The sequence below is a fragment of the Maribellus mangrovi genome (assembly GCF_037646455.1).
GTDB classification, from domain to species: Bacteria; Bacteroidota; Bacteroidia; order Bacteroidales; family Prolixibacteraceae; genus Draconibacterium; species Draconibacterium mangrovi_A.
The window spans coordinates 17,584-32,392 of the sequence record NZ_JBBIXN010000007.1; the positions used below are offsets into that span (position 1 = coordinate 17,584).

A 14,809-nucleotide genomic window follows, 5' to 3' on the forward strand; every position below is an offset into this window, starting at 1 on the left:
GGTTAACAAACCTTAAATCCAATGTGATGAAAATTTCCTTTTAGGCAGAATTACATATATTGTATTCGTCAATAATTAAAAATTAATTCAATGATTTTAGGAGTATCCGGATGGCTCAGCGAAAAACTAGGCTAGGATGTAAAAATTATCAGAATCGCTTTTGTTGTTTCAGTACTCTTCTTTGGCGCCGGTATTGGGTTGTACCTGATATTGTGGATCGTAAAAATGTTTTCGAAATAGACACAGCAAAACATTTTTACCCGGTTGTATTTCGTTTAAATTCTCCCCACTTTTTACTATCTCAACAACACACGCAAATGATGGTAGTAGAAATATATTTTAGTAAATTTGTCCAACTCACATTTTAATACAAAGGCTTGGATAAACAAATTTTACTGGAAGGCATTGACCCGCTTGAGTTTTTTGGGATAAATAATGCCAAATTCGATCTGATAAAACGACTCTTTCCTAAAATAAATCTTACGGCACGCGGCAATTCGCTTTACGTACAGGGTGAACCATCCGAAATAAATGCCTTCGAAAAAAAATTCGCCCTCATTCTCGAACACTATTACCAATACAACGTGTTAACCGAAGAAATTATACTGGAACTGATGAATGCCGGTGTTTCGTCGATGGAAGAGAACGGCAGCAACGAACCTGACATCATTGTTTTTGGGAACAGCGGTAAACCGGTACGCGCCAGAACTCCCAACCAGCGCCGTTTGTTGGAAGAATCAGGGAAAAACGATTTGATATTTGCCATTGGTCCGGCCGGTACAGGGAAAACCTACACCGCAATTGCGCTGGCCGTAAAAGCGCTTAAAAACAAAGAGATACGCAAGATCATCTTAAGTCGTCCCGCTGTTGAAGCCGGTGAAAATCTCGGGTTCCTGCCAGGCGACCTGAAAGAAAAAATCGATCCGTACCTACAACCTCTGTACGATGCCTTGCAGGATATGATCCCGCCCAAAAAACTGGAGGAGTTTCTGAAGGACGGAACCATACAAATTGCACCGCTGGCTTTTATGCGTGGACGTACACTCAGTAATGCTTACGTTATTCTCGACGAAGCACAGAATACCACGGTAAACCAGCTTAAAATGTTCCTAACGCGAATGGGATTGAATGCTAAATTTATCATTACAGGCGATGTTACACAGATCGACCTGCCCCGTAAAAGTAATTCAGGACTAATACAGGCTTTAAAAATACTGAAAGGAATAAAAGCGATATCCACCATTTACTTTGATAAAAAAGACATAGTACGACACCGGTTGGTGCGCGATATTGTGGAAGCTTACGATAAACACAGCGAATCGACAAGGGAAATTAAATCGCGCGAAATTGAAGAAAAAGACAACGAATAATTGAGGACAAACCGGTAAACAAAATCAACTTGAAATTGTCCCTTAGGTAGTTTTGAAAATAATTAAAAACAATTACGAACGATAAATTAAAACAAGTTTAGCATGGGTAACGCATTAACAAAAACAGAATTTAATTTTCCCGGGCAAAAAAGCCTGTACAAAGGAAAAGTTCGCGACGTATACAACATCAACGACGAATACCTGGTTATGGTAGTTTCCGACCGTATTTCGGCCTTCGACGTTGTGCTTCCAAAAGGAATTCCTTACAAAGGACAAGTACTGAACCAAATTGCAGAAAAATTTCTTGATGCAACTTCCGACATCGTTCCGAACTGGAAAATTGCAAGCCCCGATCCCAATGTAACGGTTGGTCATTTTGTCGAAACGTTTCCGGTTGAAATGATCGTTCGTGGCTATTTGACCGGAAGCTCCTGGAGATTGTATAAAAACGGTGGTCGCGACATCTGCGGAGTTCCGCTACCCGAAGGATTAAAGGAACACCAGGCATTCCCGGAACCGCTGCTGACACCAACAACCAAAGCCGAGCAGGGTGCCCACGACGAAAATATTTCACGCGATGAAATTATAAAACAAGGACTGGTTTCGGAAGAAGACTACCTGGAACTAGAACGCATTTCGCTGGAACTGTTTAAACGTGGCAGCGAAATTGCCAAAGAAAAAGGGCTGATCCTGGTGGATACCAAATACGAGTTTGGTAAGAAAGATGGTCAGATTTACCTGATCGATGAGATTCATACTCCTGATTCGTCGCGCTATTTTTACGCCGACGGTTACCAGGAACGTTTCGACAAAGGTGAAAATCAAAAGCAACTCTCGAAAGAATTTGTTCGAGAATGGTTGATGGAACACAATTTCCAGGGACGTGAAGGCGATGTACTTCCTGAAATACCGGATGATTTTGTAAATCAGGTTTCAGACAGATACATTGAACTTTACGAAAGCATTACAGGAGATAAATTCGAAAAATCGGATACTTCTAGCATCGAAGATCGTATTGAAGCTGCGGTAAACGATTTTTTGAAAAAATAGAAAATAACTTTTCAGTTTATGAAAGAAGCATTCAACAGTTTTGTTGAGCGCTTCTTTTTGTTAAGCAATATTGCTAAATTGCGCACTTTGGAATTTCATAAAACAAAACCAAGTGAAAACATTCTTCACAATCATTACGGCACTGTTAATAGCAAGTTCAGCTTTTGCACAAGACGAATTTACCTTGGCCAAAGAAGGGCAAGCGGCACCCGATTTTACATTTGAAACCGCTCCGGGTAAAACCATGAAACTTTCGGATTTAAAAGGTAAAGTCGTGTGGATCAATTTCTTTGCCACCTGGTGTCCTCCCTGTCGCAAGGAACTTCCTCATCTTCAAAAAGAAGTGTATGACAAATATGCCGACAAGGATGACTTTGTACTAATCATATTAGGTCGCGAGCACAACTGGGAAGAAGTAAATAAATTTAAAACCGAGCAGGGATTTACCATGCCGTTTTATCCCGACCCAAAACGCGAGGTGTTTGCAGTATATGCCAAACAAAACATCCCGCGAAATTTCATTATTGATAAAGAGGGAAAAATCGCTTTCTCTTCTATTGGATTTAACGAGAAAGATTTTGAGAAAATTAAAGAGCAAGTGGCCGATCTATTAAAGTAAGTAGTAAACAATATGACCTGAAAGCTGTTTGTTATCGCAAACGGCTTTTTTTATTTCTCATTATGAGTCGTTTATTATATTTTGACTAAATTGGACAAACGCTTTTTATAATCTCTAAAATCAAACAATATGAAAAATTTGCTGTTTAGACTTTTCGCAATTGCGATAGTATTAGTCGTTGCAAATGCTTGTAACGAAACTTTGATCACCGATGAATCCATCGGTGATGAACTCACTTTAAAATCGGCTAACAATGGAAAGCAAAGCTACATTGTAGTCCTCCAGGACGCTGATCTTGATGCAGAATTGGTTAAATTAAAAGGATACGAAAAGAAACAAGCTGCAGTAAAATCTGCTTCAGCTAAAATATTAAAACGTGCCGGAGTTCTGGATGGTGACGTTGAACATGTTTACGGAACTGCTCTCAAAGGTTTCTCTGTTAAAATTCCTCCGGGCCAATTGAAGAATCTGGAAGCGGACCCGGCTGTCAAATATATTGAAGAGGATAAAATCGTTTCTTTCGGAAAACCAACGTTTAAAAGTGCCGCAGGTGAAATTACTGCAACTGCTGATAATATGCCGTATGGTATTTTACGTGTTGGAGGTGGAGCTACTTATGACGGGAATGGCAAAGCATGGATAATTGATTCAGGTATTGACTATGACCATCCTGATTTGAATGTTGACACAAATAACGCTGCAAACTTCACACGTGCAAAAAGTGCTGATGACGATAACGGACATGGAACCCATGTAGCTGGAACTATTGCCGCAAAAAGTAATGGCAGCGGAGTCGTTGGTGTTGCAGCCGGGGCAACGGTTGTACCGGTGAAAGTTCTCGATAGACGTGGTAGCGGTTATACTTCATGGGTACTTGCCGGTATTAATTATGTAGCTAACAATGCATCCAGTGACGATGTTGCAAACATGAGCCTGGGTGGTGGTATCTCAACAACTTTGGATAATGCGGTTTTAAATGCATCTTCCATCTGTAAATTTGCATTAGCAGCTGGAAATGAATATGGCGATGCCAATGATCACTCTCCGGGTAGAGTGAATGGGACGAACATATATACAATCTCGGCCATGGACGATAACGATATCTGGGCCGATTTTTCAAACTCGGGGAATCCTCCGGTTGATTTTTGTGAACCAGGAGTCGATATCCTGTCGTGTTACATAAACGGACAATACGCATACGCAAGTGGAACATCGATGGCAGCTCCACACATGGCTGGTATTTTATTATGGGGAAATCCTTCAACTGATGGATATGTTATCGGAGATCCTGATGGAAATCCTGATCCGATTGGTGTTGTTGGAAGTGGTGGAGGTCTGGAGCCAACACCAAATGATCCTCCAACTGCCGATTTCTCTTATACAACCAGCGGGCTTGATGTAAGCTTTAGTGACGAAAGTACTGATACGGATGGTACCGTAGATTCCTGGAGTTGGGATTTTGACGACGGAAATACATCAACAAGTGCAAGTCCTTCACATACATACGCTAACGAAGGAACATATAGTGTTACATTAACTGTAACCGATAATGACGGAGATTCTGATTCTTCGACACAATCTGTTACAGTAACCGAAAACACTGGAGGAGGAGAGATTCTTCTTGACGGAGCAATTACCGGAAATAAAGTCATGAAAGTAACGCTAACCTGGACCGGAGCAAGCGGAGCAACGGTAACACTTTATTTAAACGGTACTCCAACTGTTATTCCAAACAGTGGCTCTTACATTGAGAACCTGGGAAAAATTGCCGGTGGCGACTATGTGTATTACATTGTAGACGAAGCTAATGTTACATCCAATACACTGGATTTGTCTTTCTAACCACCACATAAAAGAATATTAACCCTGGCGTAAACGTCAGGGTTTTTTATGGCTCCTCTCCCAACAAAATATCTGCTATTTTATGCAATTCGCCTCCCACTTTCGCGCGGGTATCGTTGGTAATTACGGCCACCACCATATTTTCCTCCGGGTAAATGATCAGGTTGCTGCAACCACCTACCGAACCACCGCCGTGTCCGTAATAGTTACGTCCAAATTCATCGGTTCCTGAAGAAAAGCCCATACCGTAATTTGTTTTATCTCCGTTAACAAGCGTCTGCGGTGTTATAAGTTGCTGTTTGACTTCTTCAGAAAATAATGTATTATTTAGCATCGCATTTCCAAATTTCGCCAGGTCTTCCGAGGTAGAAATAAATCCTCCGCCGGCCCACTTATAGCTGTTATCTACATAAGGCGCATTAATAACCTTTCCATGATCCATATCGTAAAAACCCGCACGATAAATAATCAGAGAGTCCATGCGTTCGGCGGTGGTTTCAGTCATTTCAAGCGGATCGAAAACACGGGTTTGCATAAAATGCAGAAATTCTTCTCCTGAAGCTCCTTCCATAATAGCGCTTAAAAGATTAAATCCGTAACTGGAATAACTGTATTTTGTTCCCGGCTCGAAAAGCAGTGTATCGTTCATAAAGATTTCCAGTCCATCGCGAACAGTCGGATAAAATTTTGAAGAAAGAAATTCCTGATTCCGATAGTGTCTTATTCCCGCCTGATGACCGGCCACCTGACGAGTAGTAATTTCATATCGTTCTTTGGGCCAATACGGAACATACTTTTGTACCGGCGCATCCAAATCAATTTTCCCTTCTTCGATTAAAATTCCGAGTCCTGCAGCGGTCAGTGCTTTTGATATACTACCAATCCGAAACTTGGTTTTACCGGGATATACCGGCACCTGTTGCTCGTAATTTCCCAACCCAAAGCCTGTCGAGAAAACGATCTCATTGTCAACCGAAACAGTAGCTGTCCACCCAACAGATTCACTTTCAACCCGAAGTTGTTCAATGTAATCTTCAGCTTTCGCAATTCGTGGATCAGTTTTTTCACAAGCACTCAGAAACAAAAGCGTAATAAAAATTACGGGTAATAATTTTGTCATAATCAGCGGTTTAAAGTATTCGAATTCAGAACAATCTTAAAGTTACAAGAAAAACAAGTTCGAAAAAAACACGAGCTACAAAAGAATAAAACCTCTTTTTTGCTCTTTCTGTCGATTTATGTATTTTTGCCCCGCATTTTTAAATTGCCTGTAAGATGTTTTTATACAACCGGATAAATAAGGAAGAGTTAAAAAAGAGGCTTTCAGAAGAAACCTTTAAGCGACGTACCATTTCATTCTATCGTTATCATATTCTCGACGATCCACAAACGTTTCGCGACGAATTGTTTCGCGACTGGTTTCCGCTCGACTGCTTTGGCCGAATTTACGTGGCCCGTGAAGGCATTAACGCACAAATGAGTGTTCCCGAACACCATTGGGAAGCTTTTGTGGAGACAATGAAAAAACACGAGATTTTAAATGACATTCCTGTTAAATATGCCATAGAAGACGATGGAAAATCATTTTATAAACTCACCATTAAAGTTCGACCAAAACTTGTGGCTGATGGATTGGATGACGGAACTTACGACGTTACCAACGTTGGAAAACATTTAAGCGGAGTTGAATTTCATAATTACATCGGGCAGGAAAACACTGTAGTGGTGGATATGCGTAATTATTACGAAAGCGAGATCGGTCATTTTGAAGATGCAATTTGCCCAGAAGCTGATACATTCCGTGAGGAACTGGAAATTGTTACCGACCTGCTCGAAGATAAGAAAGATAAAAAAGTTCTGCTATACTGTACCGGTGGAATCCGTTGTGAAAAAGCCAGCGCCTACCTGAAACACAAAGGATTTGAAGATGTGAATCAGCTGCACGGCGGAGTACTGGAATATGCGCGCCAGATAAAAGCTGAAGGTCTGGATTCTAAGTTCATTGGTAAGAATTTTGTTTTCGATGAGCGTTTGGGCGAAAGTGTAAATGGCGAGGTTATTTCGAAATGTCACCAGTGCGGCAAACCTTGCGATTCGCATACTAACTGTGATAACCGGGGTTGTCATATTCTGTTTATACAGTGTGCCGATTGCGCCGAACAATACTACGGCTGTTGTACTCCCGAATGTGCCGAAGAAAAAGTAAACGGAACCGGCCGATCGGAAAAAGAACGAATTGTATTTGGCAACAGCCGTAAATACCGTAAAAGCCTCTCGCTTATTAAGGCTGAGCAGGAGAAAACCAAGCTAAGTCAAATTTAACCAGATTGTCATTGCGTCTCGATAAGTATCGGGATGTTTCTGAATCCTAAAAAGATCCTGAACCAGGTTCAGGATGACGGTATTTCCCGACAATTCCTATTTTTGCACCGCAATGAATAATTTCTGGACAACATTTAATGGCCCTGTTTTTTCCCTGGCTCCTATGGAGGATGTCACCGATACGGTTTTTCGCGAGATCGTGATGGGCATGTCGGCTCCGGGTAAATTGCATGTGGTGTTTACCGAATTCACTTCGGTTGAAGGGATGAATCACCCGGTTGGTCGTGAGCGGGTTTCAGAACGGCTGATCGTTAATGATTCTGAACGCGAACTTCTTCGAAAACTCAACATTAAAATTGTCGCCCAAATCTGGGGACGTGATCCGGAAATTTACCACAACATTGCCAAATACATCACCGAAAACTACGATTTCGACGGCATCGATATCAACATGGGCTGCCCGGTAAAAAAGGTATTTAAAATTGGTGCCTGTAGTGCATTGATTGGCGAACCGGAACGAGCCAAAGAAATTGTACTGGCCACCAAAGAAGGAACTTCGTTGCCCGTAAGTGTTAAAACACGCACCGGAATAAAAGAACACATCACTGAGAACTGGATCGCCAATTTACTGGAGGTTGATCCGGCAGCCATAATATTGCATGGTCGTACGCAACGTATGCAGTCGGAAGGAGAGGCCAGTTGGGAAGAGATTGCCAAGGCTGTTCAGCTTAAAAACAGCCTGAAACCGCACATTCCATTCCATGGCAACGGCGATGTTCTGTCGTATAAACAAGGGCTCGAACGTATAAAGCATACCGGAGTTGATGGTGTTATGGTAGGTCGTGGCATCTTTCACAATCCCTGGTTTTACGATCCTGATAAAACCGATATTTCGATGGAAGACCGGATTGAAAAATTGCTCGAACACACGCGTTTATTCGAACAAACCTGGAGCCCTAACAAGAATTTCAATATCCTGAAACGTTTCTATAAAATTTACCTGAACAGTTTCCCGGGAGCAGCAAAAATGCGCGCCGATTTGATGGAGGTAAAAAACTACGAGGAGGTTTACTCCTATTTCAAATAAAACAATCATCCCGAGTGCTCGGGATCAGCGTGAGTATGAAAACTTAGAACTTTAATTAACTATTGAATTTCGGGAAACTGCCAGATAAAAAAGCCCACTCCTAAAAAATGGAGCAGGCCTAAAGAGTATTTATATAAAGTCTGTTTTTACAGCATCTTCTAAATGATGGATTTCATCGCTCCCATTGCTTCACGCAACTCAGCTCCGATAATCTCCACATCGTGATAACGAACTTCGTCATTAATATCGATCAGTTCTTTATTATCAACGTGTCCGTCTTTTCCTTCGTTAAAGTTTTTGCCAATTACATTGGTATCGATCTTCTTCATAAAATCAGCTAGCAAAGGTTTACATGCATGATCGAACAAATAACAACCATACTCGGCAGTATCCGAAATGGTACGGTTCATTTCGTATAGTTTTTTACGGGCAATGGTATTTGCAATCAGCGGCGTTTCGTGTAACGATTCGTAATAGGCCGACTCTTCTTTGATGCCTGATTCCGTCATCACTTCAAAAGCCAGTTCAACACCTGATTTCACAAAAGCTACCATCAATGTTCCGTTATCAAAATATTCCTGTTCGCTGATCTCTACATCACTGGCAGGAGTTTTCTCAAAGGCTGTTTCGCCGGTAGCAGCTCTCCATCCCAGTAGTTTTTCGTCATCATTTTTCCAGTCTTCCATCATGGTCGATGAAAACTCTCCGCTCATAATATCATCCATGTGCTTTTCGAACAAAGGACGCATAATTTTTTTCATTTCAGCAGCCAGTTTGTATGCTTCAACTTTTGCAGGATTTGACAAACGATCCATCATATGTGTTATGCCACCCAGTTTCAGCGCCTCGGTGATGGTTTCCCAACCGTACTGAACCAGTTTTGACGCATATCCGGCATCGATTCCTTTTTCCACCATTTTATCGAAACTCAGGATAGATCCTGTTTGCAGCAATCCGCAAAGAATGGTCTGCTCACCCATCAAATCCGATTTTACCTCGGCAATAAACGACGAATGCAGAACTCCGGCTTTATGACCACCTGTTCCGGCAGCATAAGCTTTTGCGATTTCAAGCCCGTCACCATTCGGGTCATTTTCGCGGTGAACGGCAATTAAAGTAGGCACACCAAAACCACGTTCATATTCAGCACGAACTTCCGATCCCGGAGATTTTGGAGCCACCATGATTACGGTGATATCGTCGCGAACCTGCATGCCTTCTTCTACAATATTAAAACCGTGCGAATAAGCCAGGCAAGCCTCTTTTTTCATCAGTGGTACCACTTTGTTTACTACCGGAGAGTGTTGTTTATCGGGTGTAAGGTTCAGTACCAAATCAGCTTTTGGGACCAATTCCTCAAAAGTACCTACTTCAAAACCGTTAGAAGTAGCATTTACAAAAGAAGCTCGTTTTTGGTCGATCGCTTCCTGACGCAAAGCATACGCTACGTTCAAACCACTGTCGCGCAGGTTAAGTCCCTGGTTCAATCCCTGGGCACCACACCCCAGCACTACTATTTGTTTTCCTTTCAGTTTTTCAACACCATTTGCGAATTCAGCTTCTTCCATAAAATCGCATTTCCCCAGTTGTTCGAGTTGAAGTCGCAAGGGGAGAGAATTAAAATAATTTGCCATCTGATATATTGTTTAAAAAGTTAAAACATGTATTCGTCATTCCGAACTTGTTTCGGAATCTAATTTGACAGATCCTGATTCCGTCAGCTGACAGACAGGATGACGTTCAAAAAAAGTTATTTGTTGAAATTGTAATTTCATCAAATACAAAGCAACAAAATTCCTGATTAAATGAATTGTAAAATTACATGATTTTTAGGTAATTTTCATGGATTCTACTTTAATAAAATATTACCTGTAGTACAAAAAAAAACTGTAATTCAAGGTGTTAAAATAATCTTCGATAAGTAATTTTAAAAGGACTACACCGATTTCGAACGGTAACGAAGCGGAGAAATACCGGTTTCGCGTTTAAAGAATTTGGCAAAATAACTCTGGTCGGGAAAATTAAGTTGAGTAGCAATTTCGGTTACACTCAGGTTGGTATGCACCAGCAAGCGCTTTATCTCGAGTATTTGTTTGGCTTTTATGATTTGTGACGAGGTCTTTCCGGTGAGCCGGGTCACTATTTGGGTGAGATGATTTGGCGTGATCGCCATCAGGTCGGCATACTGGGCCACACTCAGATTTTTCTCGTAATTTTCCTCCACCTTCTGATAGAACTGTTTAACTACCATATGACCTTTCCCGCTCAGCACATTTTCTTCGCCCTTGTAACGCGACGCGCAGTAGGTAAGAATCAAATCAAGCAGCGAATGCAGGAAACCAATAGATAAGTCGACATCTTTCTGAACTTCCGCAATTCCACTCATAAAAAGACTTTCCAGAAATTCTACATCCTCTTTATTCTCAAGCACAAGCGGTGGATTATCCTGCCGGATCGTAAAAAAGAAAGGGAACTCGATCAGCCGGTTGGGATTGTTGTAATCGATCAAATAAAATTCGGGTGTAAAAATAAAAATGAAACCTTCGATATCATGGGAAAACTCGATTTTATGAGCCTGCCCGGGCGACATAAAAAACACACACGGCGGTTTAATCTCATACTTATTACCATCTATAACATGAAAACCCGAGCCACGTGCAAGGTACAACACCTCGAAAAAATCGTGACGATGCGGATACTTCACTGCAAAATGCCGGTTGGCATCGAAAACTTCAACCTGAAACTGCTGGCTTTCGCGATCGCTACTACTAAAACTGCGAAGGCTGTATACCGGTATGTTCTCAGCTTTTTTCATCAGGGAAACGACATCAATCCACCAAACTAAAGTGGTAGCCTACCGATAATCGTATCATACGGCTTTTCATTTCGTCATTGTCGTTCAGTGAAGAAATGTTGGGAAGGCCGTAATCATAAGATACCGCGAAATCCAGCCCTCCTACTGATAAGAATCCAACCCTGGCCGATAGCCCGTAATCGAGACGTTTAAAATGATCATCACCGGTACTGCTTCCCCATCGAACTGTTTCTTTTTCAGAATAATCTTCACCTGTTCCTTTAATAGTACCAAAAAGTCCCATCCCTACATAGGGACCAACTCCTACATATACTTTATTCAGCGAACGAAAACGGTAACGGTATTTCAAGTACAAAGGAATATCGGCATAATACAATGACGTATTGTATTCGATATTTACACCCGATAACTCCTGAACGGCACCTTTAGCATCGAAAAGCAAACCAGTTTCAATTACAAGTTCGTTACTTTTGTCTTTTTTGAGAACATAGTCGAGATAAGCTCCTGCATGGAAGCCAATTTTACTACTATAGGTATCTGATCTGGCAGAAGTTACTTCGACACTGGTGTAATTACCACCTCCCACTATTGAAAGGCTTTGTGCGTAAATGGTTCCTGAAATAAATAATAAAATGAGACTGGTTAACAGCTTGAATTGGATTTGCATTGTTGGTTATGTTTATAGTTGTTGCGCCAATATAGTGATAATTTGTAAAAGTTGGCCCAGACTTATCTTCCCGTATCTAACAATACGACGAATGGCTTAGTATGATTTTTATATTTTTGAAGAATGAAACGTGAAACCGGAATTCTTCTTCTTTTAATTGCAAGTTTAATTATCGTCTGTGGATCAAGTCGTGCGGGCGAACCCCTTAAATTCTCAGGAGGCGAATTTAGCACTGTGCTCAAAAAAGCGGAGTTGTTTCATAATGATTCAATTCATGTCCTAAACTTTAAATATGCAGACAGAAAGCGGGGATTTAAACCTTACATAGCACCGACAGTGTTGATTGCCGGTGGAACTGCCCTTCATTTTTCCGATTCCAAATACCAATTCAACGACTGGGTGCAGGACAATTTCCATTACGAAGGAGGTGCCGACGATTATCTGCGTTTTGCTCCGCTGGCAGCTGTTTATTCGCTCAATGCGATAGGCATTAAAGGGGAAAATAATTTTGGCAACCTTACAGCTATTTCATTAAAGAGTTTCATCCTGAATGATTTGCTTGTGTACAGTCTGAAAAAAGCTGTAAATGAGGAACGCCCAAACGGAGGACAGCATTCTTTTCCTTCAGGGCATACGTCGGTGGTATTTGCTTTTGCGCAGATTATGCATCACGAATATGGCGAGCAAAGCATCTGGTACAGTGTTGGTGCTTATTCGTGTGCTGCAACGGTTGGGTTAATGCGAATTGCCAAAGGTGCACACTGGGCTTCGGATGTGCTGGCCGGTGCAGGAATTGGCATGCTTTCAACTGAATTGGTTTATCTCACTCACCAGTATAAATGGGACTGGGAACACATTAAACACTTTGATATTTTTCCGTTTTCTGTCGGCCAGCAAAAGGGGTTGACACTGGTATATAACTTTTAGCTATTAGCTTTTGATATTATGAATGATGATTAACGATTTATGATTGCAGATAGTATTCGTGAGGTAGAAAATCAACCTTTACATTACCCCTAAATCCCCTAAAGGGGACTTTTATTGCCAATCTTTAAAGATAACTTGAAAAGTAAATATTCACTCTACGATATTGAACTCTGAACGCTGAACACTGGTCTCTTCCTCCTTCGCCTCCGCCTACTCCTGTTCCTTATCCTTTCCCCTACTTCAAAAAATCTTCCCTAATCGGATTAAAACTGTCGACCAGGCGGGCAGTTTTGCTGAGTAACTTAATGCTGTGCATTTTATAAGGTTGAACAGCGAACATATCTCCCGTTTTCAGATGCCGATCAGGTTCTCCTTCACAAAAAAACATCACCTCGCCTTCGGCAATATAACTGGTTTGTTCGTGTGGATGGTTATGTGGTGGATCAGCATTAGGCCATGGACCGCCTTCAAAATCTACAATTACCGTCATCAAATTATCTGTGTGAATAAGTTTGCGTTTAACGCGTTCGTTGACCACTTCGTAGGGAACTTCGTCAAATTTCAGAATCGACATATTTGTTGTTTTTGGCTAAAATAGAAAAAATGTTTATTGCTGAATATTTTCACTCTATCACGTCATGCTCCGCATCGTGATCCCTTTGGGAGAACTTGTTTCAGCATCTTATAACACTAAAAAGATTCCAATCCGTCAACTGACGGACGGAATGACGGAAAAGTAAAATAAAATCTAAGTGCACTTTATTTGGCAATTATGCTTCGAATACGCTCGTCGAGCTCTGCCTGATCGGCAGTAAAACTGGCCAGTCCAGCCAGGTTCAACAGTGTATCGATGGCCAACTCTCCATTTTCAATACGTTTTGCCCATCGTTCGTGATTCGGAATCTTTCCGTCATCGGAAATAAATTTCAGATCGCGTTCGCTGAGGTATGGAAACATATCGCCACACCCGGCCTGATGAACACGGTCGATGAGTTCGTTACCTGATTTCGGGCAATTCTTATCCAGACTTTTAGCGAGTGCCACTTCACCGTCAGTTACATCCCATAATTTTTCGGGGCCGTATACAACAGCTTCATCGGTAAGATCGACGGGATAAACCACACCAAGTTTTGAAGCAAACTTACCATCGAGGTTCTGTTTTCCACCGGCTGCAACCTTCGTTGGCATGGTAAAAACATCGGTTCCGGCCAGTGCATCTAATTGATCGTAATTACGTAAACTGGCTGCAATTAATTTAGTAGGAACGGCATTCTTTTCTGTTAATTCGGTAACAAAACGCTGGCTCGAAATTACGGTCCGTTCACCTGCGCCATCGCCATTTCCAAGTCCGTTATCTTTTATATATGCACCAATTCTACCCAGAAAAACATTGCAGTAATTTGGTTTGGTAATGGCAGCTACCATCACATTTTGCCGCGCCGAAAATTCGAGCGTAAAATTAATTTTTACCCCCAGTTCTCGCAAACGACGGGCTCCGATCAGACCAACTGCAGTGTACGGAACTTTTACGATAAACTGATCGGGATTGATATCGTGGTAACGCAGGCCGTAATCAACAATCGCATCGAAGTTGTGGGCTGTGTTGGTGTGCAATTCTACGCTAACAAATCCTCCAAACTTCTTCGCCAGCCGCATTCCATGCCGGGCATTCAAAATAAAAGCGATCTCAACAATCTGTTCTTCCAGCGGCAACTCGCTCACAATGGCCCTGGCCTCCTCAATAAAATCGTCGTAAATACCTTTCTGTATTTCTTTGTTTACCAATGTGTTGTTGGTTGTTAAAGCGGTCATTTCAGCCGACCAGTTTTTTTCAGCCTCTTCCATGTCACCGGTATCCAGCCACAATTCGGTGCCAACATCCCGGAGTCCCTGCCAAAAAGGATCGGGCACAGCAGCCACTTTTGCTTCATTAATCCCATCCAGTATAAATGTTTTGATCTTTTGTTTCAACGAATCGTTCATATTGCCTGTTTTTAATTTCTCTTGAATTTACTGAATTCGCAAAGCTACTCCAAGAAAGAAGGGATTATTTTACAACACGAAATATTTCATTGCCGTTTCCGGAGAAGCTCCAGCCGAACAACCACCG

General features: G+C 41.7%; 14 protein-coding genes. 8 read left to right on the plus strand and 6 right to left on the minus strand.

The window, feature by feature from the left end; all coding sequences use genetic code 11:
- The first annotated feature begins 147 nt into the window (after window positions 1-147).
- From WFY05_RS22340 to WFY05_RS20110, 5 genes are all read left to right on the plus strand, one after another.
- Entirely contained in the window at window positions 148-240 is a 93-nt protein-coding gene (locus WFY05_RS22340; protein WP_437127414.1) for a PspC domain-containing protein, read from the plus strand.
- Between the two features lie 137 nt (window positions 241-377).
- Window positions 378-1,370, plus strand: coding sequence for a PhoH family protein (locus tag WFY05_RS20095; protein WP_340114723.1), 993 nt, complete (start codon window positions 378-380; stop codon window positions 1,368-1,370).
- A 102-nt stretch (window positions 1,371-1,472) separates the two neighbouring features.
- On the plus strand, window positions 1,473-2,420 hold the full coding sequence (locus WFY05_RS20100) for a phosphoribosylaminoimidazolesuccinocarboxamide synthase (RefSeq protein ID WP_340114724.1): 948 nt from the start codon (window positions 1,473-1,475) through the stop codon (window positions 2,418-2,420).
- A gap of 112 nt (window positions 2,421-2,532) precedes the next feature.
- Window positions 2,533-3,039 (plus strand): TlpA family protein disulfide reductase, encoded by a 507-nt coding sequence (locus WFY05_RS20105; protein WP_340114725.1) that lies wholly within the window; start codon window positions 2,533-2,535, stop codon window positions 3,037-3,039.
- Between the two features lie 129 nt (window positions 3,040-3,168).
- Window positions 3,169-4,881, plus strand: a complete 1,713-nt coding sequence (locus tag WFY05_RS20110) for a S8 family serine peptidase (RefSeq protein WP_340114726.1) — start codon at window positions 3,169-3,171, stop codon at window positions 4,879-4,881.
- Between the two features lie 46 nt (window positions 4,882-4,927).
- On the opposite strand, the gene WFY05_RS20115 is transcribed toward WFY05_RS20110, so the two are convergent.
- Window positions 4,928-6,001: a serine hydrolase domain-containing protein gene (locus WFY05_RS20115; protein ID WP_340114727.1), complete on the minus strand. Its 1,074-nt coding sequence runs from the start codon at window positions 5,999-6,001 to the stop codon at window positions 4,928-4,930.
- A 155-nt stretch (window positions 6,002-6,156) separates the two neighbouring features.
- On the opposite strand from WFY05_RS20115, the gene trhO reads away from it, so the two are divergent.
- Window positions 6,157-7,203 carry an oxygen-dependent tRNA uridine(34) hydroxylase TrhO gene (gene trhO, locus WFY05_RS20120; protein WP_340114728.1) on the plus strand — a complete coding sequence of 349 codons (1,047 nt, stop codon included), beginning with the start codon at window positions 6,157-6,159 and terminating at the stop codon, window positions 7,201-7,203.
- Window positions 7,204-7,276: 73 nt separating this feature from the next.
- Window positions 7,277-8,290 (plus strand): tRNA dihydrouridine synthase, encoded by a 1,014-nt coding sequence (locus WFY05_RS20125; RefSeq protein WP_340114729.1) that lies wholly within the window; start codon window positions 7,277-7,279, stop codon window positions 8,288-8,290.
- Between the two features lie 158 nt (window positions 8,291-8,448).
- Here WFY05_RS20125 and ilvC read toward each other — a convergent pair whose 3' ends face one another.
- The 3 genes from ilvC to WFY05_RS20140 all read right to left on the minus strand — a co-directional run bounded on the left by ilvC (window position 8,449) and on the right by WFY05_RS20140 (window position 11,772).
- The gene (ilvC, locus tag WFY05_RS20130) at window positions 8,449-9,924 is read right to left on the minus strand and encodes a ketol-acid reductoisomerase (RefSeq protein ID WP_340114730.1); all 1,476 of its coding nucleotides are present in this window, start codon (window positions 9,922-9,924) and stop codon (window positions 8,449-8,451) included.
- A gap of 302 nt (window positions 9,925-10,226) precedes the next feature.
- Window positions 10,227-11,105 carry a helix-turn-helix domain-containing protein gene (locus tag WFY05_RS20135; protein WP_340114731.1) on the minus strand — a complete coding sequence of 293 codons (879 nt, stop codon included), beginning with the start codon at window positions 11,103-11,105 and terminating at the stop codon, window positions 10,227-10,229.
- Window positions 11,106-11,118: 13 nt separating this feature from the next.
- Window positions 11,119-11,772 carry a porin family protein gene (locus WFY05_RS20140; RefSeq protein WP_340114732.1) on the minus strand — a complete coding sequence of 218 codons (654 nt, stop codon included), beginning with the start codon at window positions 11,770-11,772 and terminating at the stop codon, window positions 11,119-11,121.
- Between the two features lie 123 nt (window positions 11,773-11,895).
- Here WFY05_RS20140 and WFY05_RS20145 point away from each other — a divergent pair, with 123 nt between their 5' ends.
- The gene (locus WFY05_RS20145; protein WP_340114733.1) at window positions 11,896-12,699 is read left to right on the plus strand and encodes a phosphatase PAP2 family protein; all 804 of its coding nucleotides are present in this window, start codon (window positions 11,896-11,898) and stop codon (window positions 12,697-12,699) included.
- Between the two features lie 235 nt (window positions 12,700-12,934).
- Here WFY05_RS20145 and WFY05_RS20150 read toward each other — a convergent pair whose 3' ends face one another.
- Together WFY05_RS20150 and WFY05_RS20155 are read right to left on the minus strand one after the other, a co-directional pair.
- Window positions 12,935-13,273: a cupin domain-containing protein gene (locus tag WFY05_RS20150; RefSeq protein ID WP_340114734.1), complete on the minus strand. Its 339-nt coding sequence runs from the start codon at window positions 13,271-13,273 to the stop codon at window positions 12,935-12,937.
- 185 nt (window positions 13,274-13,458) lie between these two features.
- Window positions 13,459-14,682 (minus strand): transaldolase family protein, encoded by a 1,224-nt coding sequence (locus WFY05_RS20155; RefSeq protein ID WP_340114735.1) that lies wholly within the window; start codon window positions 14,680-14,682, stop codon window positions 13,459-13,461.
- Window positions 14,683-14,809: the final 127 nt, after the last annotated feature.